18 protein-coding genes are annotated in these 21,347 nt (G+C 53.4%); 5 read left to right on the top strand and 13 right to left on the bottom strand.

Features of this window, described 5'->3' with window-relative positions; all coding sequences use genetic code 11:
* Nucleotides 1-41 precede the first annotated feature (41 nt).
* Nucleotides 42-761, top strand: a complete 720-nt coding sequence (locus tag QYC28_RS06665; protein WP_302680041.1) for an SDR family oxidoreductase — start codon at nt 42-44, stop codon at nt 759-761.
* On the opposite strand, the gene clpX is transcribed toward QYC28_RS06665, so the two are convergent.
* From clpX to tig, 3 genes are all read right to left on the bottom strand, one after another.
* Complete coding sequence (gene clpX / locus QYC28_RS06660; protein ID WP_149819308.1) at nt 758-2,080, bottom strand: ATP-dependent protease ATP-binding subunit ClpX; 1,323 nt, start codon at nt 2,078-2,080, stop codon at nt 758-760. The genes QYC28_RS06665 and clpX overlap by 4 nt on opposite strands.
* Nucleotides 2,081-2,112: 32 nt before the next feature.
* Complete coding sequence (clpP, locus tag QYC28_RS06655) at nt 2,113-2,802, bottom strand: ATP-dependent Clp endopeptidase proteolytic subunit ClpP (protein ID WP_302680040.1); 690 nt, start codon at nt 2,800-2,802, stop codon at nt 2,113-2,115.
* An 84-nt stretch (nt 2,803-2,886) separates the two neighbouring features.
* Nucleotides 2,887-4,341 carry a trigger factor gene (gene tig / locus QYC28_RS06650; protein ID WP_226972046.1) on the bottom strand — a complete coding sequence of 485 codons (1,455 nt, stop codon included), beginning with the start codon at nt 4,339-4,341 and terminating at the stop codon, nt 2,887-2,889.
* A gap of 264 nt (nt 4,342-4,605) precedes the next feature.
* On the opposite strand from tig, the gene QYC28_RS06645 reads away from it, so the two are divergent.
* Nucleotides 4,606-6,705, top strand: coding sequence for a TIGR00300 family protein (locus tag QYC28_RS06645; RefSeq protein ID WP_149819303.1), 2,100 nt, complete (start codon nt 4,606-4,608; stop codon nt 6,703-6,705).
* 58 nt (nt 6,706-6,763) lie between these two features.
* Nucleotides 6,764-8,221 (top strand): glutamate--tRNA ligase, encoded by a 1,458-nt coding sequence (gene gltX / locus QYC28_RS06640; protein WP_286627140.1) that lies wholly within the window; start codon nt 6,764-6,766, stop codon nt 8,219-8,221.
* On the opposite strand, the gene QYC28_RS06635 is transcribed toward gltX, so the two are convergent.
* The 5 genes from QYC28_RS06635 to ileS form a co-directional block, all read right to left on the bottom strand.
* Entirely contained in the window at nt 8,211-8,705 is a 495-nt protein-coding gene (locus tag QYC28_RS06635) for a pentapeptide repeat-containing protein (RefSeq protein ID WP_226972035.1), read from the bottom strand. The two genes, gltX and QYC28_RS06635, sit on opposite strands and share 11 nt — an antisense overlap.
* Nucleotides 8,706-8,751: 46 nt before the next feature.
* Nucleotides 8,752-9,558: a transposase gene (locus QYC28_RS06630; RefSeq protein ID WP_302680061.1), complete on the bottom strand. Its 807-nt coding sequence runs from the start codon at nt 9,556-9,558 to the stop codon at nt 8,752-8,754.
* A 310-nt stretch (nt 9,559-9,868) separates the two neighbouring features.
* Complete coding sequence (locus tag QYC28_RS06625; RefSeq protein WP_149819297.1) at nt 9,869-10,372, bottom strand: hypothetical protein; 504 nt, start codon at nt 10,370-10,372, stop codon at nt 9,869-9,871.
* The gene (locus QYC28_RS06620; protein WP_149819295.1) at nt 10,369-11,169 is read right to left on the bottom strand and encodes a site-specific DNA-methyltransferase; all 801 of its coding nucleotides are present in this window, start codon (nt 11,167-11,169) and stop codon (nt 10,369-10,371) included. The genes QYC28_RS06625 and QYC28_RS06620 overlap by 4 nt, the downstream gene beginning before the upstream one ends.
* Nucleotides 11,170-11,185: 16 nt before the next feature.
* Nucleotides 11,186-14,047, bottom strand: a complete 2,862-nt coding sequence (ileS, locus tag QYC28_RS06615) for an isoleucine--tRNA ligase (protein ID WP_149819293.1) — start codon at nt 14,045-14,047, stop codon at nt 11,186-11,188.
* Nucleotides 14,048-14,144: 97 nt separating this feature from the next.
* Here ileS and ruvX point away from each other — a divergent pair, with 97 nt between their 5' ends.
* Nucleotides 14,145-14,600, top strand: coding sequence for a Holliday junction resolvase RuvX (gene ruvX, locus QYC28_RS06610; RefSeq protein WP_149819291.1), 456 nt, complete (start codon nt 14,145-14,147; stop codon nt 14,598-14,600).
* A gap of 41 nt (nt 14,601-14,641) precedes the next feature.
* On the opposite strand, the gene QYC28_RS06605 is transcribed toward ruvX, so the two are convergent.
* Nucleotides 14,642-15,367 carry a hypothetical protein gene (locus QYC28_RS06605; protein ID WP_286627136.1) on the bottom strand — a complete coding sequence of 242 codons (726 nt, stop codon included), beginning with the start codon at nt 15,365-15,367 and terminating at the stop codon, nt 14,642-14,644.
* Between the two features lie 142 nt (nt 15,368-15,509).
* Between QYC28_RS06605 and QYC28_RS06600 the strand changes: the two genes are divergently transcribed.
* Complete coding sequence (locus QYC28_RS06600; RefSeq protein WP_302680039.1) at nt 15,510-16,676, top strand: aminotransferase class V-fold PLP-dependent enzyme; 1,167 nt, start codon at nt 15,510-15,512, stop codon at nt 16,674-16,676.
* Between the two features lie 36 nt (nt 16,677-16,712).
* Here QYC28_RS06600 and QYC28_RS06595 read toward each other — a convergent pair whose 3' ends face one another.
* The 4 genes from QYC28_RS06595 to QYC28_RS06580 all read right to left on the bottom strand — a co-directional run bounded on the left by QYC28_RS06595 (nt 16,713) and on the right by QYC28_RS06580 (nt 21,236).
* Nucleotides 16,713-17,333, bottom strand: a complete 621-nt coding sequence (locus QYC28_RS06595; protein ID WP_149819285.1) for a hypothetical protein — start codon at nt 17,331-17,333, stop codon at nt 16,713-16,715.
* 148 nt (nt 17,334-17,481) lie between these two features.
* Nucleotides 17,482-18,123 carry a phosphoribosylglycinamide formyltransferase gene (gene purN, locus QYC28_RS06590; protein ID WP_310829008.1) on the bottom strand — a complete coding sequence of 214 codons (642 nt, stop codon included), beginning with the start codon at nt 18,121-18,123 and terminating at the stop codon, nt 17,482-17,484.
* Complete coding sequence (locus QYC28_RS06585; protein ID WP_302680037.1) at nt 18,113-19,348, bottom strand: S41 family peptidase; 1,236 nt, start codon at nt 19,346-19,348, stop codon at nt 18,113-18,115. The genes purN and QYC28_RS06585 overlap by 11 nt, the downstream gene beginning before the upstream one ends.
* 94 nt (nt 19,349-19,442) lie before the next feature.
* Nucleotides 19,443-21,236 carry an iron uptake porin gene (locus tag QYC28_RS06580; RefSeq protein ID WP_302680036.1) on the bottom strand — a complete coding sequence of 598 codons (1,794 nt, stop codon included), beginning with the start codon at nt 21,234-21,236 and terminating at the stop codon, nt 19,443-19,445.
* Nucleotides 21,237-21,347: the final 111 nt, after the last annotated feature.

Below are 21,347 nucleotides of genomic sequence, written 5' to 3'. Positions count from 1 at the left end.
AACGCTAGGATAAAAGGATGAACGTAAAGAAATGTAACAAAATGAGTGTCTTAGCAGATCGTGTGGTGTTAGTGGTGGGTGCCACAGGTGGCATTGGTCAAGCCGTTGTTGAGCAACTCCAAGAAACGGGTGCCAAGTTGGTCTTAGCGGCTCGCTCGAGCGATCGCCTGCAAGCTTTGGCAGAGCAGCTTCCCTCCTCAGTCACCGTACAAATTCAGCCCTGTGACATCACCCAACCGCAGCAAGTGAGCGAATTAATGCAAGCCATCCGCAGTGAGCAGGGACGCCTCGATGTATTGATCAACGCGGCGGGGGCTGGCCTCCTCAAGCCCTATCAAAAAATTACTGCGGCTGAACTGGATCAGATGCTGGATCTCAACCTCAAGGGTTGCTTTTACACCAGCCAACAGGCTGCCGAACTGATGAAAGAGCAACAACAGGGACACATCTGCACCGTTGTCGGTATCCTCGGTAAACATTCAATGGCGATGGGGTCAGCCTACTGTGCTGCGAAATTTGGGGTGGTGGGCTTCAGCAAGTGTATGGCCGAAGAACTCAAGCGCTATGGTATTCGCTTTAGTCTGTTCTACTTTGGCGGTGTGGATACGCCCTTTTGGGATGCCGTCAGCCTCAAAATCGATCGCCAGAAACTGCTGCGACCGGCCACCGTTGCTCGTCTGATTCGCGCTACCCTAGAAACGGATCCCCATGCGGTTCCCCTTGAGTTGAGCTTGATGCCCGATAGCCACGTCTTCTTCTAAGCAGAAAGTGTAGGCAGCGAAGAAGGATGCAGGAGTAGTTCAGCCGTGGAGCGTTTTTCCACCATTTCGGGCGTGATGGTACATTCGCGGAGGTCTTTGCGGGAAGGCAGTTCGTACATCACGTCCAGCATAATCTCTTCAACAATAGCGCGCAGGGCACGGGCACCGGTTTTACGACGGTAGGCCTCTTGGGCGATCGCCTCTACCGCCGCCGGTTCAAAGCGCAACTCCACACTGTCCATGCGCATGAGTTTTTGGTACTGCTTCAGGAGCGCGTTTTGAGGTTGGGTAAGAATTTCTGCCAAGGCGGCCACATCCAACGGCTCTAGCACGGCCACCACGGGAATACGGCCAATGAACTCTGGAATCATGCCGTACTTCACCAGATCGTGGGGTTCCAGTTGCTTGAGAATATCCGCAGAGCGTTTTTCCTTGGGGAGGGGTTCGCCATCGCGGACAAAGCCCATTGCCTTCTTGCCCACCCGCTGCTCAATGGTTTTCTCTAAACCAACAAAGGCGCCCCCACAGATAAAGAGGATATTCGTCGTGTCAATTTGAATGCAGTCTTGGTAGGGATGCTTGCGCCCCCCCTGCGGCGGCACATTGGCGATCGTCCCCTCTAGCATCTTCAGCAGCGCCTGCTGTACCCCTTCCCCGGACACATCACGGGTAATTGAAGGATTTTCACTTTTGCGGGCAATCTTATCAATCTCGTCAATATAGATAATCCCCCGTTGTGCTTCCTCCACATCCATATTGGCGGTTTGCAGCAAGCGCAGCAGGATATTTTCCACATCTTCCCCCACATAGCCGGCTTCCGTGAGGGTAGTGGCATCGGCAACCGCAAAGGGAACATCGAGGAGCTTCGCCAATGTCTGAGCCAAGAGGGTCTTGCCAGAACCCGTCGGGCCAATCAGGAGAATATTGGACTTTTGCAGTTCGACGTTGTCATCGCCCCGCTGATCACCATCCAAAAGACTCAGGCGCTTGTAGTGGTTATAGACCGCAACTGAGAGGATTTTCTTAGCTTCATGCTGGCCGACCACGTGCTTATCAAGAAATTCCTTGATTTGCCGAGGCTTGGGCACTTGGCTGAGGGGCCGACTGCGGGGTGTGCTGCGGGGCGATCGCGACGGTGTGGAGTCTCGACGGGGAGCCGCCGCATTGGGAACGGTGGCCAATTCCTCATCGAGGATTTCATTACACAGTTCTACGCATTCATCACAGATATAGACCCCAGGGCCCGCGATGAGCTTACGCACCTGTTCCTGTGACTTACCACAAAAGGAGCACTTGAGGTGGGTATCATATTTGGCCATAGGGAACCTCTAGGGTTGCACGTAGGGTGTACTTAGTGGCTAGGGAGGGTCTGCCGCGTCACCACCTGATCAATCAGACCGTAGGCCTTGGCCTCTTCAGCGGACATAAAGAAATCCCGCTCCGTATCAGCTTCAATGCGCTCGATGGGTTGCCCCGTGTGTTGTGACAAGAGTTCATTGAGCTTGCGCTTGTGGTAGAGAATTTCCCGCGCTTGGATTTCAATATCCACTGCCTGACCCTGGGCACCTCCGAGGGGCTGGTGAATCATGATCCGCGCATGGGGCAGCGCCATCCGTTTGCCGCGGGTACCGCCAGACAGTAAGAAGGCACCCATACTCGCCGCCAAGCCAAAGCAGAGGGTACACACATCGGGGCGAATGTGCTTCATGGTGTCGTAGATGGCCATGCCGGCTGTAACCGAGCCACCCGGTGAGTTGATGTACAGGTAAATGTCTTTTTCCGGATCTTCGGCATCAAGGAACAGAAGCTGCGCCACGATGGAGTCAGCAACCGCATCATCAATGCCGCGGCGATCGCCTGCGCCCCCCCCTAGGAAGATGATCCGCTCCCGCAGGAGTCGCGAGTAGATATCAAAGGCTCGTTCACCCCGCCCCGACTGCTCAACCACCATCGGCACAATATTGGCATGGGTAGGCGGCAGATTGAGCGCTGGAGAGCGCAGAATGGCACTGAGGGGATGGTCGTAACGCGATTGCAGCATAGTTGCCTAGAATGACGGTTCGTTTGTAATTAATTGTAACTAGTGGTTTGTCCCCGTAGGGATCATCACTTTCATTATGCCGAACTATTCTTGGGCTGGGGCAGAACTTGCTTTTTTCCCAGAGCGTTTTTGCGGCTTAGATGGCTTTTCAGCAACGGCCTCCGTCTGGGTATCTTTGGGCGCTTTAGCAGTCGCTGTGGGCTGCTCAGTGGCTGTGTCGGACTGCACTGGCTGAAATGTATTTTGCTCTAGGAGCCAGTTGAGGGCTTCCTCCTGCTGCACTTCATCGTGGGCAAATTCGCGGAGTCGTTCTAGATCCTTGGCTGTTTGGTTGCCCAACACCTCTTTGTAGCGGTTCAGCCGTTCCTCCACTGCGTCGGGACTAGGTTCAATGCCCTCTTGACGAGCGATCGCCCTCAACAATAAACGGGAGTGCACCTCTTTAACAGCCCCCGGCTCTGCCTCTTGACGCATTTTTTCGTAGAGTTCCTCGGTCATAATCTTGTTGAGATCAACGCCTTGGGACTGAATTTGCATCAGCGTCGTCCGCACCTTCACATCTGCCTCTTTGCGGATCAGGGTTTTTGGCAATTCAACTGGATTTTGGGCAATGAGGGTATCAATGAGGGCAGCTTCTTTCGCTTTCTTGTCTTGATTTTCAGCTCGCTCCTGATGGTTTTGTTCCAGATAGGCCCGCAATTCTGCCATCGTACTGAATTCACTGTGCTCAGCGGCAAAGGCATCGTCTAGGGGGGGCAGTTCCGGTGCTTTAATCCCTAGAAGTTCAATCTCAGCGGTCAATTGTTTGGGGATTTCTGCTTTCCCTTCCTCGACTTCCTCAGCAATAGACACCGTCACCGTTTTGGCTTCACCGACACTCATGCCGACAACAGCAGCAGGAATTTCTTTGATCAAAAAGGGTTGCTCTTCATCGAGGGACAGGGGCAGTTCATCTGCTGAGAGTTCCTTCACCACCTCCCCATTTTCATCTTTGGTCACCAGTTTTAGGGTGACATCATCGCCCCACTGAGCGGGCCGGTCTTCGACGGGAATGAGGGTGGCGTGCTCCCGTTGGTGCCGCTGCAAGAGCTTCTCAACAGTTTCGGGATTGTAGGTGACGGGATTGTACTCAATGGTTAGCCCTTTATAGGCTGTGACTGTCACTTCTGGTTCAACATCAAACGTGACGCTGAAGGAAAAGTTTTCGCCGGGCTGAAATTGCTTCAGTATTTCTGGAATGTCCCCTTGAAGTTCAAGATTACCCAAGTAGGGGATATTGTTCTTTTCGACGGCGGCTTTAACGGTATCCTCAATCAGTTTTTCCATGGCCACATAGCGCAGCCGCTCTTTGCCAATTTGCTGCAATACCAGCTGCCGGGGGGCTTTGCCCTTGCGAAATCCGCGTAGCTGTGTATGGCGAAGGAGATCATTGACCACTTGGTTATACACCTGTTGAGAGTGTGCCCCCGAAACCTCAATCGTGGCGAGGAGTTGGCTATTGGCACGGGGTTCAGTCGCCATGGAAATGATGTCAGTCACGTCAGTCAAGGTCATTCCCCTTCGCAAATGGTGTCAGTTGGCTGTGCGCGATCGCACAAATTATAATTTTAGCGCAGATTTCCCCTGCTATTTGCAAATGGAGTTGCGCTTAAAGACACAGGGCAATGGGTGTAATGTCAAGGTTTGATGACAAAACTAATCGTCAGGATCCCCACTGCCTATAGAATAAAAGTTTGTGATGGGTGCCGTGTAGCCCACACCTAGACTGTTTTCACAAATTGCAACGATTTCTAAACAACCCCTATGAGTTCAACCCTGCGATTCCTCATGTGCCCTCCCACCCATTATGAGGTGGACTATGTAATCAATCCTTGGATGGAAGGAAATATCCACAAGTCCTCCCGCGATCGGGCACAGGAGCAGTGGCAAAAACTCTACGAAATTATCCATGCTCGGGCAACGGTTGACCTGATTGAGCCGCAGCCGGGCTGGCCGGATATGGTGTTTACGGCGAATGCGGGCTTGGTGCTCGGCGATCGCGTGGTGCTCAGTCGCTTTTATCATCCAGAACGTCAAGGGGAAGAACCCTATTTCAAAGCGTGGTTTGAATCTCAGGGGTATCAAGTTTTTGAGCTACCGAAGCAACTGCCCTTTGAGGGAGCCGGAGATGCCCTCTTGGATCGTGAGGGTCGCTGGCTGTGGGCAGGGTATGGCTTCCGTTCAGAATTGGATTCCCATGCCTATTTGGCGAAGTGGCTGGATATTGAAGTCCTCTCCCTGCGGCTCATGGATGAGCGTTTCTACCACCTTGACACATGTTTTTGTCCGCTCACGGATGGCTACTTACTTTACTATCCTCCCGCCTTTGATGCCTACTCCAACCGCCTGATTGAACTGCGGGTACCAGCGGATAAACGAATTGCCGTTAAAGAGGCTGATGCGGTCAACTTTGCTTGCAATGCCGTCAATATCGATCGCACGGTGATTCTCAACTGTGCCAGCCAAGAATTGAAGTCCGCCCTTGCCCAAGTGGGCTTTGAGGTGGTGGAAACGCCCCTGACAGAATTTCTCAAGGCGGGGGGTGCAGCTAAATGCTTGACCTTGCGGGTGACCGAACCCGTGCGCGAAGAACTCCATGCCACGGCGACAATTCCCAGTCGGGTCATTCATCTGGAGGGACACCTCCTCGACTCTGGCCTTGTGAACCGTGTCCTAGACACAATTGTGGAAAGTGGCGGCAGTTTCCAAGTCCTGCAATTTAATCTTGGCGAACAACGGCAAAGTCCCTCCCAAGCGGATATTCGGGTCATGGCGCCCGATGCCGAGGTCATGGATGCGATCATGGCGCAGTTGATCACCCTCGGTGCGATTTTACCGCCCTCAGAGGTGTGTGATGCGACCCTCGAAACCGTCACCCAAGCGGGGGTTGCCCCGGATGATTTCTATGTAACCACGATTTATCCCACAGAGGTACGAGTTGCCGGCGAGTGGGTTCGGGTTCAAAACCAACGCATGGATGGGGCGATTGTGGTGCGCTCAACCCCGGAAGGCACGGTGGCGGAGTGTCGCATTCTGCGGGATTTAGAGGTGGGCGATCGCGTGGTCGTGGGCGTCGAAGGCATCCGCACGATTCGGAAAACGGAAAGCCAGCGCAGCACCCAAGAGTTCACCTTCATGGGATCAGGGGTCTCCAGTGAACGCCGCGTCGAACTGGTGGTGGAACAAATTGCTTGGGAACTGCGGCGCATCCGCGATCAGGGGGGCAAAGTGATTGTGGTGGCCGGCCCAGTGGTTATCCACACCGGCGGTGGTGAGCATTTAGCCAAGCTGATCCGTGAAGGCTATGTCCAAGGACTCCTCGGCGGCAACGCGATCGCGGTGCACGATATGGAGCAGGCGATCATGGGCACCTCCTTGGGAGTGGATATGCAGCGGGGCGTTCCTGTGCGGGGCGGTCACCGTCACCACCTGAAAGTGATCAATACCATTCGTCGCTGTGGCAGCATTGCCAACGCCGTGGCTCAGGGCATCCTCACCAGTGGCGTGATGTATGAGTGTGTGAAGAATAATGTGCCCTTTGTCCTAGCGGGGTCAATCCGTGATGATGGCCCACTGCCCGATACCCTCATGGATTTAATTGAGGCGCAGCGGGAGTATGCCCGCCTGATTCAGGGCGCAAACATGATTTTGATGCTCTCGTCGATGCTGCACTCCATTGGTGTCGGCAATATGACCCCCGCCGGGGTGAAGCTCGTTTGTGTGGATATTAACCCAGCGGTCGTCACTAAACTAGCGGATCGGGGTTCTGTGGAATCCGTGGGCGTGGTCACCGATGTGGGACTGTTCCTCAGCCTGATGGTGCAGCAGTTGGAGCGGCTGAATCGTCCCTATACCCTTGCCTAGAAGCTTTTCAGCCAATGGGGTAGGATCGAAAAGGCAATTTTTGTATTCGAGGTCAGCAGTGACAGTTCGTGTTCGTTTAGCACCGAGTCCGACAGGAAATCTGCACATTGGGACTGCCCGTACCGCTGTGTTCAACTGGCTTTACGCCCGCCATCGGGGAGGGAAATTCATTCTGCGGATTGAGGATACTGATCGCGAGCGGTCTCGACCCGAATATACCGAGAATATCCTTGAGGGCTTGCAATGGCTGGGGCTGACGTGGGATGAAGGCCCCTATTTCCAGAGCGATCGCCTTGATCTGTACCGCCAAGCGATTCAAACCCTTTTGGACAAGGGACTCGCCTACTACTGCTACTGTACCCCTGAAGAACTCGATGCCCTACGCTCACAACAAAAAGCCAAGGGACAAGCCCCGCGCTACGACAACCGTCACCGTCATTTGACCCCAGAGGAGCAAGCCGCCTTTGATGCCGCAGGACGCACCCCCGTCATTCGCTTCAAAATTGAGGACGATCGCCAGATTGAATGGCAGGATCTGGTGCGTGGTCGAGTGAGTTGGCAGGGGGCTGATCTGGGGGGCGATATGGTGATTGCGCGAGCTGCCCCCCGCGGCGAAATTGGCTACCCCCTCTACAACTTGGTGGTGGTCGTCGATGACATTGCCATGGGCATTACCGATGTCATTCGCGGTGAAGACCACATTGGCAACACACCCAAACAAATTTTACTCTACGAAGCCCTTGGCGCCACTCCCCCCAACTTTGCCCATACTCCCTTGATTCTCAACTCAGCGGGACAAAAACTCTCAAAACGAGATGGGGTGACCTCCATTTCTGACTTCCGAGCCATGGGGTATTTAGCCCCCGCCTTGGCCAACTACATGACACTCTTGGGTTGGTCGCCCCCTGAAGGGATAGGGGAACTCTTTACCCTTGATCTGGCGGCGAAGCACTTTAGTTTTGAACGAATTAACAAGGCAGGTGCCCGTTTTGATTGGGATAAGCTCAATTGGCTCAATCGTCAGTACATTCAGCAACTAGAGCCAGCAGAACTTTTGGCAGAACTGATTCCCTTATGGCAGGGGGCAGGCTATGCCTTTGATGAGGGGGGCGATCGCCCTTGGTTGCTTGACCTTGCCCAACTCCTTCAACCGGGTCTCAACACCCTCAAGGAGGCCATTGATCAAGGGGCAGTTTTCTTTGTACCCACCATTACCCTTGATGCTGAAGCAATGGCTCAGCTGAGCCAACCCCAGAATGCGACGATTTTGGCGTACCTACTAGCACACTTGCCGACAGAGCCAAGGCTCACAGTGGAGATGGGACAACACCTGATTCAACAGGCCAGCAAAGCCGCAGGGGTCAAAAAGGGAGCAACGATGCGATCGCTGCGCGCTGCCCTCACGGGTGCTGTCCACGGTCCTGATTTAATGGCCACGTGGCAAATTCTCCACCAACGGGGCTGGGATCAACCGCGACTTGCGGCAGCATTGAAACAGGCACAGGTTACTTCCTAGGGGCTGGGGGGCGATCGAAGATCGTTTGGCTTAAATTAGCCCCACTCAAATTTGCGCGATCGAGATCTGCCCCCTTCAGGTTTGCAGCCGTCAAATTCACATCAATCATGTTTGCCCCCTTCATGACCGCATTCTCCAAATTGGCACCGCTAAGATTGGCATTGACAAGGTTGCTAAGGGTGAGGCGTGTTCCCACCAGTTGTGCCCCTGCCAAATTGGCATTGACCAAAATCGCTAGATAGAGACTGGCACGGTTCAAGTTTGCCCTTTCCAAATTGGCGCCAAAGAGATTCGCACCCGCCAGATAAGCGCCCTCCAAATTGGCACCTGCTAAATTCGCCTTAAACAAATTGGCATCCATTAGGTTCGCGCCCCGCAGATCACAGTTGGGACATTGGCGCGTTTCCAAGAGTTGTCGCACATGGGCAGGATTTTCAGCCTTAGCAACCGCTGGTACAACCAATGGTAGGAGGACTAGAGACAATGCTCCTGCTCGTAGCTTTATAGCTATTCCAATAGAGAATGAGATATTATCCAGCATAATACTTGCGAATCACTTCATCCATAGAACAGTTTAACCCTGCATACATCCGCGCTCGCTTCAGCGCACTAAAGTCGTGCTCAATCACATTCAAATCAAGAGAGTATTTCGGTAAAAATAACACCTCGTGACCCGCCGCTTTGACCGCTTCCTGAATCGCCCCTTTCGGATGAATCGGTGCATTATCCATCATCAACAACGAACGTTTCTCTAACGCGGGCAAACAGTATTGACTCAGCCAGCTCACAAACCCTAACGCATTCAAATATCCTGAAAACAGCATCGACGCTATGAAGTCTTTCTGGTGTCTATACCGTCCTGCGACTAAACTCTCTCTTTTCTGACGCTTCCCCGCTCGCTCTCCATCAATTCGTTGGCCTCGCGCTGACCACCCATACTCACACGCCACCCAAGAGTCAAACCCCGTCTCATCGATAGACACCACCGTTTCCTCCCCATGGCTCTCTACCCATGTGTCGAGCTGCTGTTGATACGCTTGTCGCTCTTCTTCACACCGTTCTTGGTAACGTATCTGTTTTTTTTTTCGGGTGATGCCCATCTGGGCGAGGGCGTAACTAATGGTGGAAACTTGGACGCCAAATCGCTGGGCACGGTCGATTAAACGGTCGTCGGGATGGGCAGCAACATCCGCTGCTAAGGCTGCCCAATCCAGCTTCCAAGGACAACGGGGGACAACCGTGGGCGCTAAGTCCTCTCGCTTCAGCCAGCGATGGATGGTGGCGCGACTGACCTGAAAGATTTGAGTTGCTTCACTGATTTTGCCACCTTGCTTGATATAGGAGACAACCCGCTCTCGTCAGTCCAAGCTATAGCTCATATTCTTGAGTAACATTCATGACGCTTTGAGGATAGCCTATCCCTCTTGAAAATATCTCACTCCCTTTCGAAATAGCTATAGCAGTAACAATACTACAGCATCCCCCCTTGCCTACCGTGATTTCACGGAGGTTTTATCTTTCGTTTAGAAAAAAAGAATAATCTGAACGGCATCAGTACAGCTACTGGGTACTAGTTGATAGGAGTACCTCCAAGGTGTAAGTCAGAGCTGCGCTTAGTACAATTGACTCGTTTGCAGGTAAATTCGATTAATTATGGGAGCTACTGCTTTGATAGACAACACGACCATGCTCCCTAGCCCAGGTTTCCGAGAAGCTGATATGGGAGATGGCATTCCGACTTTGATCAAGCTGACGATTTGCTTCGGTAAGTACATCACTGGGTTCTAGCTCGTAAATCACTTTGCAGTTGATTTGGTTTTCCTTCTCAAAAACGGCTAAGTAAATTTTTGTGTTGCGGGTAATTCGTGTAAGTGATTGGGCACGCTTTTCAGGAGGTTCCTTAAACATTCGGTCAAGCTGACCGCTTCCACCTTCTATACAAGATAAATATTCATACTTTTCACTTGGGTCGCTAATGGCATGAGCATCGGCATCACGCTTAGAATCAATTAGTTCGTGACCTAGCAGGTCAGCAATAATCATTTCCTTAACTAACCCCGGTTGCAGTAGGTTGCGAATACCAATTGTTTGAGCAAGTTGAGACGCTTGACGGATCAGATCAACAATTTGACGATAAACTTGCTGTTTCACCAATCAAAAAGCCTCCCTGCGATTTCATACTCTGCCTCACGTAATCTCTCGTTTGCTGCTTGGACAAACTTTTGATCTTGCTCAATAGCAATGAAATGCCTTCCCAAGCGTTTACAAACTACAGGGGTTGTACCGACACCGGCAAATGGATCAAGCACTAAGTCACCCTTATTAGAGCTTGCTTTGACTAAGCGTTCAATCAGCTGCTCTGGCTTTTGAATGGTATTGAGTGCTTCGCGAGCTACTAGTTCTTTTGACTTATACGTGAGCTGTTTAATATCTCCCCAGACATCTCCTGGGTTTTTACCTTCTTCATTGAATTTAGTTTTGCCATACTTACCATTAATCACTGATGGTACCCGCTCACAACGACGACGGTGCTCTAGCTCTACTAGCTGTGGTACCCGAATAGCATCTAAGTTAAAGGTTTTGGGACGCTGGCCTTTAATAAAGTAACAAATAAGATCATAGTTATTTGTGTAGTTGATCCGTCCTTGGGCTAGGCGACTGGGCTGATACCAGACAATTTTTGCCTGTAAGTTAAGAAATGGACGGTAGTCAATAAAGTCAATACAATCAGGTTTACCAAAAAGGTAGAGCGCTCCTCCCTCTTTCAATTTTTCAGCAAAGATGGTGATGAGTTTGAGGTTAAACTCTTGGATGTTAGAGATGCGATCCCATGGATTGGTGGTTACACCGTAGGGGCCGTCGCAAATAATGAGATCAATGCTCGCACTTTCAATCTGGGGCAAGAGGGTAAAAGCATCAGCTTGGTAGATACGATCGATCTCTAGCATGCTTTCGCTCAATGATCTAAAACGTCCCTTCTAGGGCGGCTTGACAGCGATCGCACAACTGGGGATGCAAGGCCGATTGTCCCACACTTTCAGAATAATTCCAGCAGCGGACGCATTTTTCACCCTTGGCATGACCAACACCAATCCATAGCCCTTCGGCTTCAAGGACATAGGGTACGTCCACCCCTGCCTCTTGCGGCATCAGCTCCACTTGGGACACCAAGAAGAGATAGCGCAATTCATCCACCCCATTGCCACTGAGGGCATCACTGGGATTCATCTCCGCAAGGCGATCGCGCCACTGTGGATCGGCAACATAGAGCCACACTTTGGCTTCCAAAGAGGAGCCAATGAGCTTTTCGGCACGGGCCTGTTCGAGCACCTTATTCACCTCTAGGCGTAGTTGCCGCAGGCGTTGCCATTCACTGGCTAGCCCCGGATCCTGCCACTGGGCAGGAAGCTGTACCCAGCCGCTTTGAAAAACCGAAAGATAGGGGGTTTTGAAGGGCAAATGCTGCCAAATATCTTCGGCTAAATGGGGAAGCACTGGGGCAATAGCACGGGCGAGGTTTTGAACCGCAATGGCAAGGACAGTTTGACAACTACGCCGGCGATCGCTCGCGACAGCACTGATGTACAACCGATCCTTGGCAATATCGAGATAAAAGTTCGACAGATCAACAACACAAAGATTTTGAATCGTTTGGAAAAAGCGATAGAACTGAAAGCTATCAAAGGCCGCCGTTACTTCGCTGAAGACTTCATGCAGCCGATGTAGCATATAGCGATCCAAGGCGGGCAGTTGGGCATAGGGAATGGCGTCTTGATCGGGGTCAAAGTCGTGAAGATTCCCCAGAAGAAAGCGAGCCGTATTGCGAATCTTGCGATAGACATCCGCCAACTGCTTGAGGATATTTTTACCAATGGGCACATCATTGGCATAGTCCACAGAGGACACCCACAGGCGCAATACATCGGCACCATAGGCAGGGTCTTGCTTTTGGTTTTTGCCCCCCTCAATCACTTCGCGGGGATCCGTGACATTGCCGAGGGACTTGCTCATTTTCCGTCCCTGCTCATCGAGGACAAAGCCGTGGGTGAGGACTGCTTTGTAGGGGGCTTGGCCTTTAACGGCAACCCGTGTTAGCAATGAGGATTGAAACCAGCCGCGGTGTTGGTCAGAGCCTTCGAGGTAGAGATCCGCCTGTTGATCGCCGAGAACCGCCGCCCAAGAGGAACCCGAATCAAACCAGACATCCATCGTGTCGGTGCCCTTTTCGTAGCGATCGGCCTGATCTTGCAGGGATTCGGGCAGCAATTGCGCAACGGAGAGTTCCCACCAGGCATCGGAGCCGCGATCGCGAATAATCGCTTGCACATGGGCAATGGTTTCTGCCGTCAGCAGGGGTTCCCCCGTGGCTTTGTCATAAAAGACGGGAATGGGCACGCCCCAACTGCGCTGCCGCGAAATACACCAATCGGAACGCTCCGCCACCATTGCCGTAATGCGGTTTTCCCCTTGGGCAGGAATCCACTTCACCTCGGCGATCGCCTTTAGTGCCGCATCGCGAAAGCCCTCAACGGAGGCAAACCACTGCTCCGTGGCGCGGAAGATCGTTGGTTTTTTGGTGCGCCAGTCGTAGGGGTACTTGTGGACATAGGGTTCTTCCTTGAGGAGGGCACCACACGCTTGCAGTGCCGCAATCACCGCCTCATTCCCTTCCTTGAGGACATTGAGACCCGCAAATGCCCCCGCTTCCGCCGTAAAACAACCATTCTCATCCACGGGCGACAGGATTGGCAAGCCATAGCGCTGACCCACCGCATAGTCTTCTAAGCCATGACCGGGGGCGGTGTGCACCAGTCCCGTCCCGGAGTCGGTCGTGACATAATCACCGCCAATGACAATTTTGCTCTCGCGCTCAAAGAGGGGGTGGCGATAGCGCACATTTTCCAAGTCAGCCCCTTTGGCGGTGGCAACCACCTTGAGCGTACAACCGAGGGTTTGGCTGAGGCGCTCCACCAGATCCTTGGCCACAATCAAATATTTGTAGCGGGCACTGGGTTTGACTTCAACAAGGGCATAGGTGAGATCGGGATTGACACTGACGGCCAAGTTGGCGGGAATCGTCCAAGGGGTCGTTGTCCAGATAGCAACCCCCAATTTGCCTAGGGCTTTGTACCAAGACTTGGCTAAGCCTGCGGGCAACTCGATGACTTCAAAAGCGGCATAGAGACTGCGGGAGGTGTGGCCTTCGGGATATTCTAGTTCGGCTTCGGCGAGGGCGGTTTTAGAACTGGGACTCCAGTGCACCGGTTTCAGACCGCGATAGATGTAGCCCCGCAGCACCATTTCGCCAAAGACACCGATTTGTGCTGCCTCATAGTCGGGGGTAAGCGTCAGATAGGGGTGCGCCCAGTCGCCCCAAACCCCATAGCGTTGGAAACTCTGCTTTTGCTCGGCCACGGTTTTGAGGGCAAATTCCTTGGCCTGTTGGCGGAGGGTGAGGGGGGTAAGCTGGGCACGCTGTTCGGGTTTCAGGTTTTGCAGTACCTTGAGTTCAATGGGCAGGCCGTGGCAGTCCCAACCGGGGCGGTAGTGTACCTTGCGGCCCCGCAGCAGTTGATACTTGTTGATGATGTCCTTGAGGATTTTATTCAGGGCATGGCCAATGTGGAGAGCGCCATTGGCGTAGGGGGGGCCATCGTGGAGAATAAAGACCTCACCCGGATTGGTTTGCTGCAGCGTTTCATAAATTTGGTGCTGTGCCCAAAAGGCCTGTAATTGGGGTTCCCGTGTGGCTGCATTTGCCCGCATTTCAAAGGTGGTTTGGGGCAGGTTGACGGTGTCTTTGTAGTCGGGGGTCGCGTCAGTCATGGGTGGGTACAGCGGGGTATGATCGTTTTCAGCTAGGGAAAAAACGCATCTTGGCAATGGATTTAATTGTAGGAGAACTGTTCTTATTCACTCAAGGATGATTTCCGTTCTAGGTTTGGATCTGGGGCGCAAGCGCATTGGTGTGGCAGGGTGCGATCGCCTAGGGCAGTTGGCCACGGGCATTACAACTATCCAGCGGCGGAATTTTGCCAGTGATGTGGCGCAGCTTCGCCAGATTTGCCAAGAGCGAGGGGTGGAGAAATTAATTGTGGGCTTGCCCTACACCCTCGATGGTCAACTGGGTTCCCAAGCCCGGCAGGTGCAACATCTAGCGGAAAAAATTGGCGCGGCCTTGAACTTACCCGTGGAATATATGGATGAGCGACTCACCTCATTTCAGGCGGAAGAGATTCTCAAACAGCGGCGGCGATCGCCCCGTCACCACAAGGACTTAGTGGATCAAATTGCTGCTGCCCTCATTTTGCAACAATGGCTCGATGCCCGTTCGCAAGCGGCAAAAGCAACACTGGCACCCGCTGATCCGCAGCTATAACGGAGGCTGAAAAGTTGTCTGCTCAAATTCTTGGGCACGGGCTACCATGTGCGGGGCTGAAACTGCGCATCGTTGAGAATCGCCACCCCATCTCCCGACTGCGCCAACACAAACAAGCCCTGCCGATAGGCATAGCGAGCCACCTCAGGGGGCACGATCATCCCTGCCACCGCTCCCAAGAGCTGGGTGTCTCGATACTGGTGTGCCAAACGACGAAATTTCGCGATCCGCTCTAAATGCTCATCCACATCCCCTTGGCTCAGTTTGGTTTTCACCTCGACGAGAACCGCTTGATTGGTATTGACGACTAGCAGATCAATTTCTAAACTCTCATTGCCATCTTGGAGAATGACATCGCTGTAAAGCTGAGAGACGGCAATGCCGCGACTCTGAAATAGGCGCAGCACGGCGGGGCGCACCTGCCATTCCACAAATTCCCCAAGGCGATTGCCCAGTTTCCCCAGTTGCTGATTGAGTTGGCGCGCTTCTTCCCGCAACAAGCGTTCCGTTTCTTGAAATCGCCGATCCGTCTCTTGAAATCGCCGATCCGTCTCCTGAAATCGCCGATCCGTCTCCTGAAATCGCCGATCCGTTTCTTGGAAGCGGCGCTCTGTTTCTTGAAAGCGGCGCTCTGTTTCTTGGAAGCGGCGCTCTGTTTCTTGGAAGCGGCGCTCTGTTTCTTGGAAATGGCGTTCGGTTTCCTTTTGAGCTTCTAACAGCTCCCCTAGTAATCGCCAAACGTCATCAGGAGTGTATGCCTTTGTCATGACTTAATTGACAGGATTAATTTACCGAGCCGTGCTTGCAAGTGCCGCCCCTTGAGTGGGGGAATGAAAAGGGGACTTGCTACAGATCTTTATCTTAAATCCTTTGCGGTAGCATCTATCTATCGCTCTGCAATCACTATCGATGAACCTAGAGACACTGCGCGCCTACCACGACACCTACCCCGCCCTACTGAATAAGATCTACCTCAACTATGGGGGACAAGGGCCGCTGCACCAAGACACATGGCAGGCCATCATCCAGAGCGATCGCCACATTCAAGAGGAAGGCCCCTTTGCCAATCGCGTCTTTCCCTGGCTGAGCCAACAACTGCAAACCCTGCGGCAAGAACTGGCACAGCTTTTGGGGACGAGCGCCGAGACCATTGCCCTCACGGATTCTGTAACCACTGGCTGCAATATCGTTCTCTGGGGGATCAACTGGCAAGCGGGCGATCGCCTGCTGATTTCTAACTGTGAGCATCCGGGGGTCGTGGCGATTACCGAACAATTGGCGCGGCGGTTGGGAGTGGTGGTGGATCGGGTGGCCTTTTGGCCCTGGTGTGAGGATGAGGTGGCCGCCATTGAAGCCCGACTCCATCCCCGCACACGCTTGGTCGTCCTCAGTCATTTGCTGTGGAATACCGGGAAACTTTTGCCGTTGGAGAAAATTGTTGACCTTTGCCACCGTCGCGGCATCCAAGTCTTGGCGGATGGTGCCCAAAGTGTGGGTATGGTGCCCCTGAATTTACCTGCCTTGGGGGTGGACTACTATGCCTTTACGGGACACAAGTGGTGCTGTGGCCCTGCGGGTCTCGGCGGGCTGTACATTCGGCGCGATCGCCTGCCGACGTTGGAACCCACCTTCATTGGTTGGCGCGGCATTCATCAAACCCGTGATGCCCAACCGGCAGGCTGGAAGGAGGATGCCAGTCGCTTTGAAGTGGCCACAACCGCCTTTTCCTTGGTACCGGGGTTAACCACTGCCCTGCGGGTGCATGATCAATGGGGGACTGCCCAAGCGCGATATGAGCGCATTTGTGGGCTGAGTCATTATCTTTGGCAACAGTTACAGGGCATGGTGGGTTTGACCTGCTTGAGTCCCGTGCCGCCGCCGTCGGGCTTGGTGGCCTTTCAGTTGGCCAATGGTCAGCATCGCCAATTGGTGCAAGACCTTGAGGCAGAGAATATCTTGGTGCGGGAATTGCTCTATCCTGCCTCGGTGCGAGCCTGTGTGCATTACTTTACGCTGCCGCAGGAGTGCGATCGCCTTGTTGCTGCCCTCAAACACTGGCTCCAGAATCATCCTTAGGACGCTTGAGAATTGAATTAGAGCGATTAGAGTCACCTACCATATCCGGGGCTGAAACTGCGCATCATTGAGAATCGCCCCCCCATCTCCGGACTGCGCAAACACAAACAAACCCTGCCGATAGGCATAGCGAGCTACTTCAGGGGGTACGATCATTCCTGCTACGGCGCCCAAGAGCTGGGTGTCCCGATACTGGTGTGCCAAACGACGAAATTTCGCGATCCGCTCTAAGTGCTCATCCACATCCCCTTGGCTCAGTTTGGTTTTCACCTCGACGAGAACCGCTTGATTGGTATTGACGACTAGCAGATCAATTTCTAAACTCTCATTGCCATCTTGGAGAATGACATCGCTGTAAAGCTGAGAGACGGCAATGCCGCGACTCTGAAATAAGCGCAGCACGGCGGGGCGCACCTGCCATTCCACAAATTCCCCAAGGCGATTGCCCAGTTTCCCCAGTTGCTGGTTGAGTTGGCGCGCTTCTTCGCGCAGCAAGCGTTCCGTTTCTTGGAACCGTCGGTCAGTCTCTTGAAATCGCCGATCCGTTTCTTGGAAGCGGCGCTCTGTTTCTTGAAAGCGGCGTTCGGTTTCCTTCTGAGCCTCTAATAGCTCCCCCAATAACCGCCAAACATCTTCAGGGGTGTATGCCTGCGTCATGACTGGATTAACAATTGCTCACGGATACATCCCCAATCCTAACCCGAATCAATGCTCTCCACTGAGAAAAGGATGCTGACGCAATTCCCAAGCCAATCAGAAAAGAGGGCGGACCCTCGCCCTGAGAGATCCTTCTATTAGCCAAGGATCAGCAGGAAGCTTGTGATTGCCGTGCGGCAATGTCGGCGATCGCCTGCTTGAGAATGCGGTGTTCTTGGACTTGAATGCGGGCGTGGAGGGTTGCGGGCGTATCATCGGGGAGAACGGGCACTGCTGCTTGGACTAAAATTGGGCCACTATCCACTTCCTCTTCCACCAGATGGACGGTACACCCAGTAATTTTCACACCTGCTGCCAAGGCCTGCTCAACGGCATGCAATCCCCGAAAACTGGGGAGCAAACTGGGATGCAGGTTAATTACCCGCTGGGGGTAGGCATTGAGGAGGACAGGCGTCACAATCCGCATCCAGCCCGCCATCACTACCCACTCGACCCCATAGGCTTTGAGGGTTTCGACAATGGCCGCATCCAGACTTTCACGGTTGGGGTAGTGGCGATGGTTGAGGAGGACACTGGGAATCTGCCACTGTTTTGCCCGCTCTGCGACAAAGGCATCGGGATTGTTGTAGATCAGAACTTGAATCTGGGCAGCCAATTCCCCTTGGGCGATCGCTTCGGCGAGGGCAGCAAAGTTGGAGCCATTGCCAGAAGCTAAAACGCCTAACCGCAGGGGACGGGGCGTGGGCGCGATCGCTGGAGCAGAAGGGACAACAAGAGCCTCACTGGACATGACGGGCATTACTGATTTTAGTGCTCAATAATTCTAAGGCCTTGGCCACCATTGGATCCGTGGGTCGTGCCACCAAGTTGGGATTGAGCCGCAATTCCAAATCGCTACTGGGATCGACCGTCACCAGTACATCGGGGGTGATCCCCCCTGCGGCAATATCGCGACCCTTTGGCGTCAGATAACGAGCTACCGTTACCACGAGGGCAGAGCCATCCCCCAGTTCATGAACCGCTTGAACCCGCACCTTACCAAAAGTCGGTGTCCCCACCACGGTTGCGCGCCTCTGATCCTGCAAAGCAGCGGCTAAAATTTCACTGGCACTGGCGGAGGCCTGATTCACCAAGACCACGAGGGGCAACTGACTCAAGGCGCGTTGGCGGGCACGAATCGTCTCTTCTCGCTGGTTTTGCTGAATGCGCACAATCACCCCAGAATCGAGCCATTGGCGGCTAATTTCAATGCCGGCTTCTAGGAGCCCCCCCGAATTGTGGCGCAAATCCAGAATGAAGCCTTGAACTTTCTCTCGTTGCAGGATTTGGATCGCCGCTTGCATCTCTTGTTGGGAGCGGCTATTAAAACCACTGAGGCGAATGTAGCCCACCCGAGGATGATTCAGAACCTGAAAATTCACTGTACGCGGAATTTCACCGGCGCGGGTGAGTTCGACACTAAAGGGTTGGGGTTTGCCCTCACGGCGCACCAGTAGGCGCAACTTACTCCCCGCTGGCCCTCGCAACGCCAGATTGGCTCGCTCCAAGGTCAGGCGATCGCTCCCCCGACCGTTAATGGCCAGAATTTCATCTCCCACTTTCAAATTCGCCTTGGCAGCCACCGACCCCCCTTGGATTGCCTGAATGCGAAAGAGTTCCCCCGACTCCACGAGGGTGAGACCCACATCCACCTGCTGGCCTTGGGTTTGCAGGAGCAGTTGACGGTACGCTTGGGGCGGCAGAAAGCGGGTATAGGGATCATTGAGGCGGACAAGGGCTTGCTGAATCACCCGATAGGCGGCCTCGCGATCGCCATAGGGTTGGGAGAGCAACTCCTGACGAATGGCCTGCCAATCCAGACGATTGAAGCTGCGATCCAGATAGCTTCTGTAGATAATTTGCCACGCCTCATCCACCAAAGCCTTGGGAGCATCCTTGAGCGTACTGGTGCCCCCCAGTGCTGACGGTATTCCCAATAGTGCAACACCGACGCCGAGAATTGCCCAGTATTTCACCCCACAAATCCATTGACAACGCCTCGCCCCTATTCTATCGTCCCCACATAAAAAAATCCCCCTCACAGGGAGGGGGAAACAGGTCGGTGAGGATTTAGAAGCTAAAGGTTGTCCGCACAGCGCCAACAACGATGGGATCGTTGTTTGAGTTACTGTTGGGGTTGAAGATGGCAATCACCCCAGGGGTAATCGAGATATTGCGACTCACCGCAAAGCGGTAGAAGCCCTCTAAGTGATAGGAGTTGAAGCGCGTGTAACTTTCGCCAAGAACACCAGGGACGTTTGTGATGCTAATGAGCTGCGGGGGCTGGCCAAAAACAAGACCCAGCACATCTCCCTTCCGCCAGAGGTCAGGGGAAGCAAAGGTAATGGCCCAGTTGACAATTTCAGCCTCACGGCGGCCACCTGTTAGAGCAGGGGGTCGAACACCATAAACATTAGCATAGCCTGCCCAGCCCGCAACATTCAACTGCTTGATCGGGCGATAGGTAAACTGGAAGCCCACCGCATCCGCTGCTTGGTTAGGCACGTTGTTAGCTGGAGGAGGTGGTGGTGGAGTCCCCAAAGGGTTTGCCGCTGAGCGGAAACCAGAGCTACCTGTTCCCCCAAAGGGATCAAGGCCATAGGAGTGGGTGTAGGTCACCCCCAAGGCGAGGTTTTTCATGGGGCGCACATCCACCTGAGCCAAAGCAGCATAGGCACCATCAAAGAAGCCATTGAGGCCATTGTTCGCAACTCGATCAGGATCGTTGGCAAAGGGTGCAAGGTAGCCTACATTGAGGGTGACGCCGGTGCCCCGTTCCTTATTTTGGATGAGGTCGTACTTAAAGGTCACACCCGCAGCATTGGCAGCACTTCCTGCGCGGTAGATGGGATGATAACGCCCAAAGCGAGAGAGGGCACCCGTATCACTGGATTGGAGGAAGGGGTTGAAATTGTTGACATTGTCGTTGAACTCACCCCCCACAAAATCTAGGATCATTTGACCGCGACGGGTCACTGGGAAGCTGTAGAAGGCTTTTTGCAGTTCAAATTGGTTGTTATTAGTGCCATCATAGCCAAGGCGCCCCATATTGGTGCCCATCAATGCGGCATAACCAGTAATATTAGCTGCTTGCAAGCGCAACCGTAGGCGATCCTTGCCATAGAAGCTGGTATCGAGGTTGAGACGAACGCGGGAATTGGCAACGGGGTTGGTATCCTGTACTGGTTGTGGGCTAGGATCGCCAGGACGTAGTGCCTGCTTGTTCGTCAATATATCGGAGACGTTGAAGATAACCGTAGCGTTGAGCTTAGTGAGGGTGGCAAATTGAGTGGCTTCGAGGTTGGCGACGCGGCCTTCAAGGTTGGTGACGCGGCCTTTGATGACGGCGAGTTCATTGGCAAATTCCTGCATCAGGCGGCGCAGGGTTTCAAGGTCTTCCTTGGTGGCAAAGCGATCGCTAATTACATCGAGGCAGGCATTCAAAGCGGCTGCCATTTCATAACGAGTAGCGGCACGATTGCCACGGAAGGTGCCATCGGGATAACCGGCAATACAGCCGTATTTCTCGACAAGAGAGGCCAAGGCCTGATAGGCCCAGTCTGTAGGGCGCACATCCGAGAGTTGGCTTACAGAGGTCACTTGACCCATGCTCGATGTCGTAGGGACACGCCCCACTTCTAGTTCGGCCACTGAGGGCACAGAGAGGTTGCTGCGGCGATTTTGGGCAACAAGTGTCGTGCTGGTGGGCAGTGTGGTTAGGGATTCAGCACCAGCAGTAGGGGTTTGAAACTGAGTGCTACTGAAGTTGCTCAAAGCGGTATCAGCGGCTGTTGCTGCACCTGCCAGCACACCCAACAATAAAATAGGCGAGGTCAAAACCAACCCCGGAAAAATGCGGGACATAACGTCTTACTCCTTCACTCCTCAATGAACTTGTCCTAAAGAACGAGTCCCTAAGACAGAATTCTCCTTCAATTATTGATCCTACTGAGATGCTCGCTAAAGTTATTCATC

It is taken from the genome of Thermosynechococcus sp. HY596, from assembly GCF_030518715.1.
GTDB lineage: Bacteria > Cyanobacteriota > Cyanobacteriia > Thermosynechococcales > Thermosynechococcaceae > Thermosynechococcus.
This window is presented reverse-complemented; position numbering and strand designations above follow the sequence as displayed.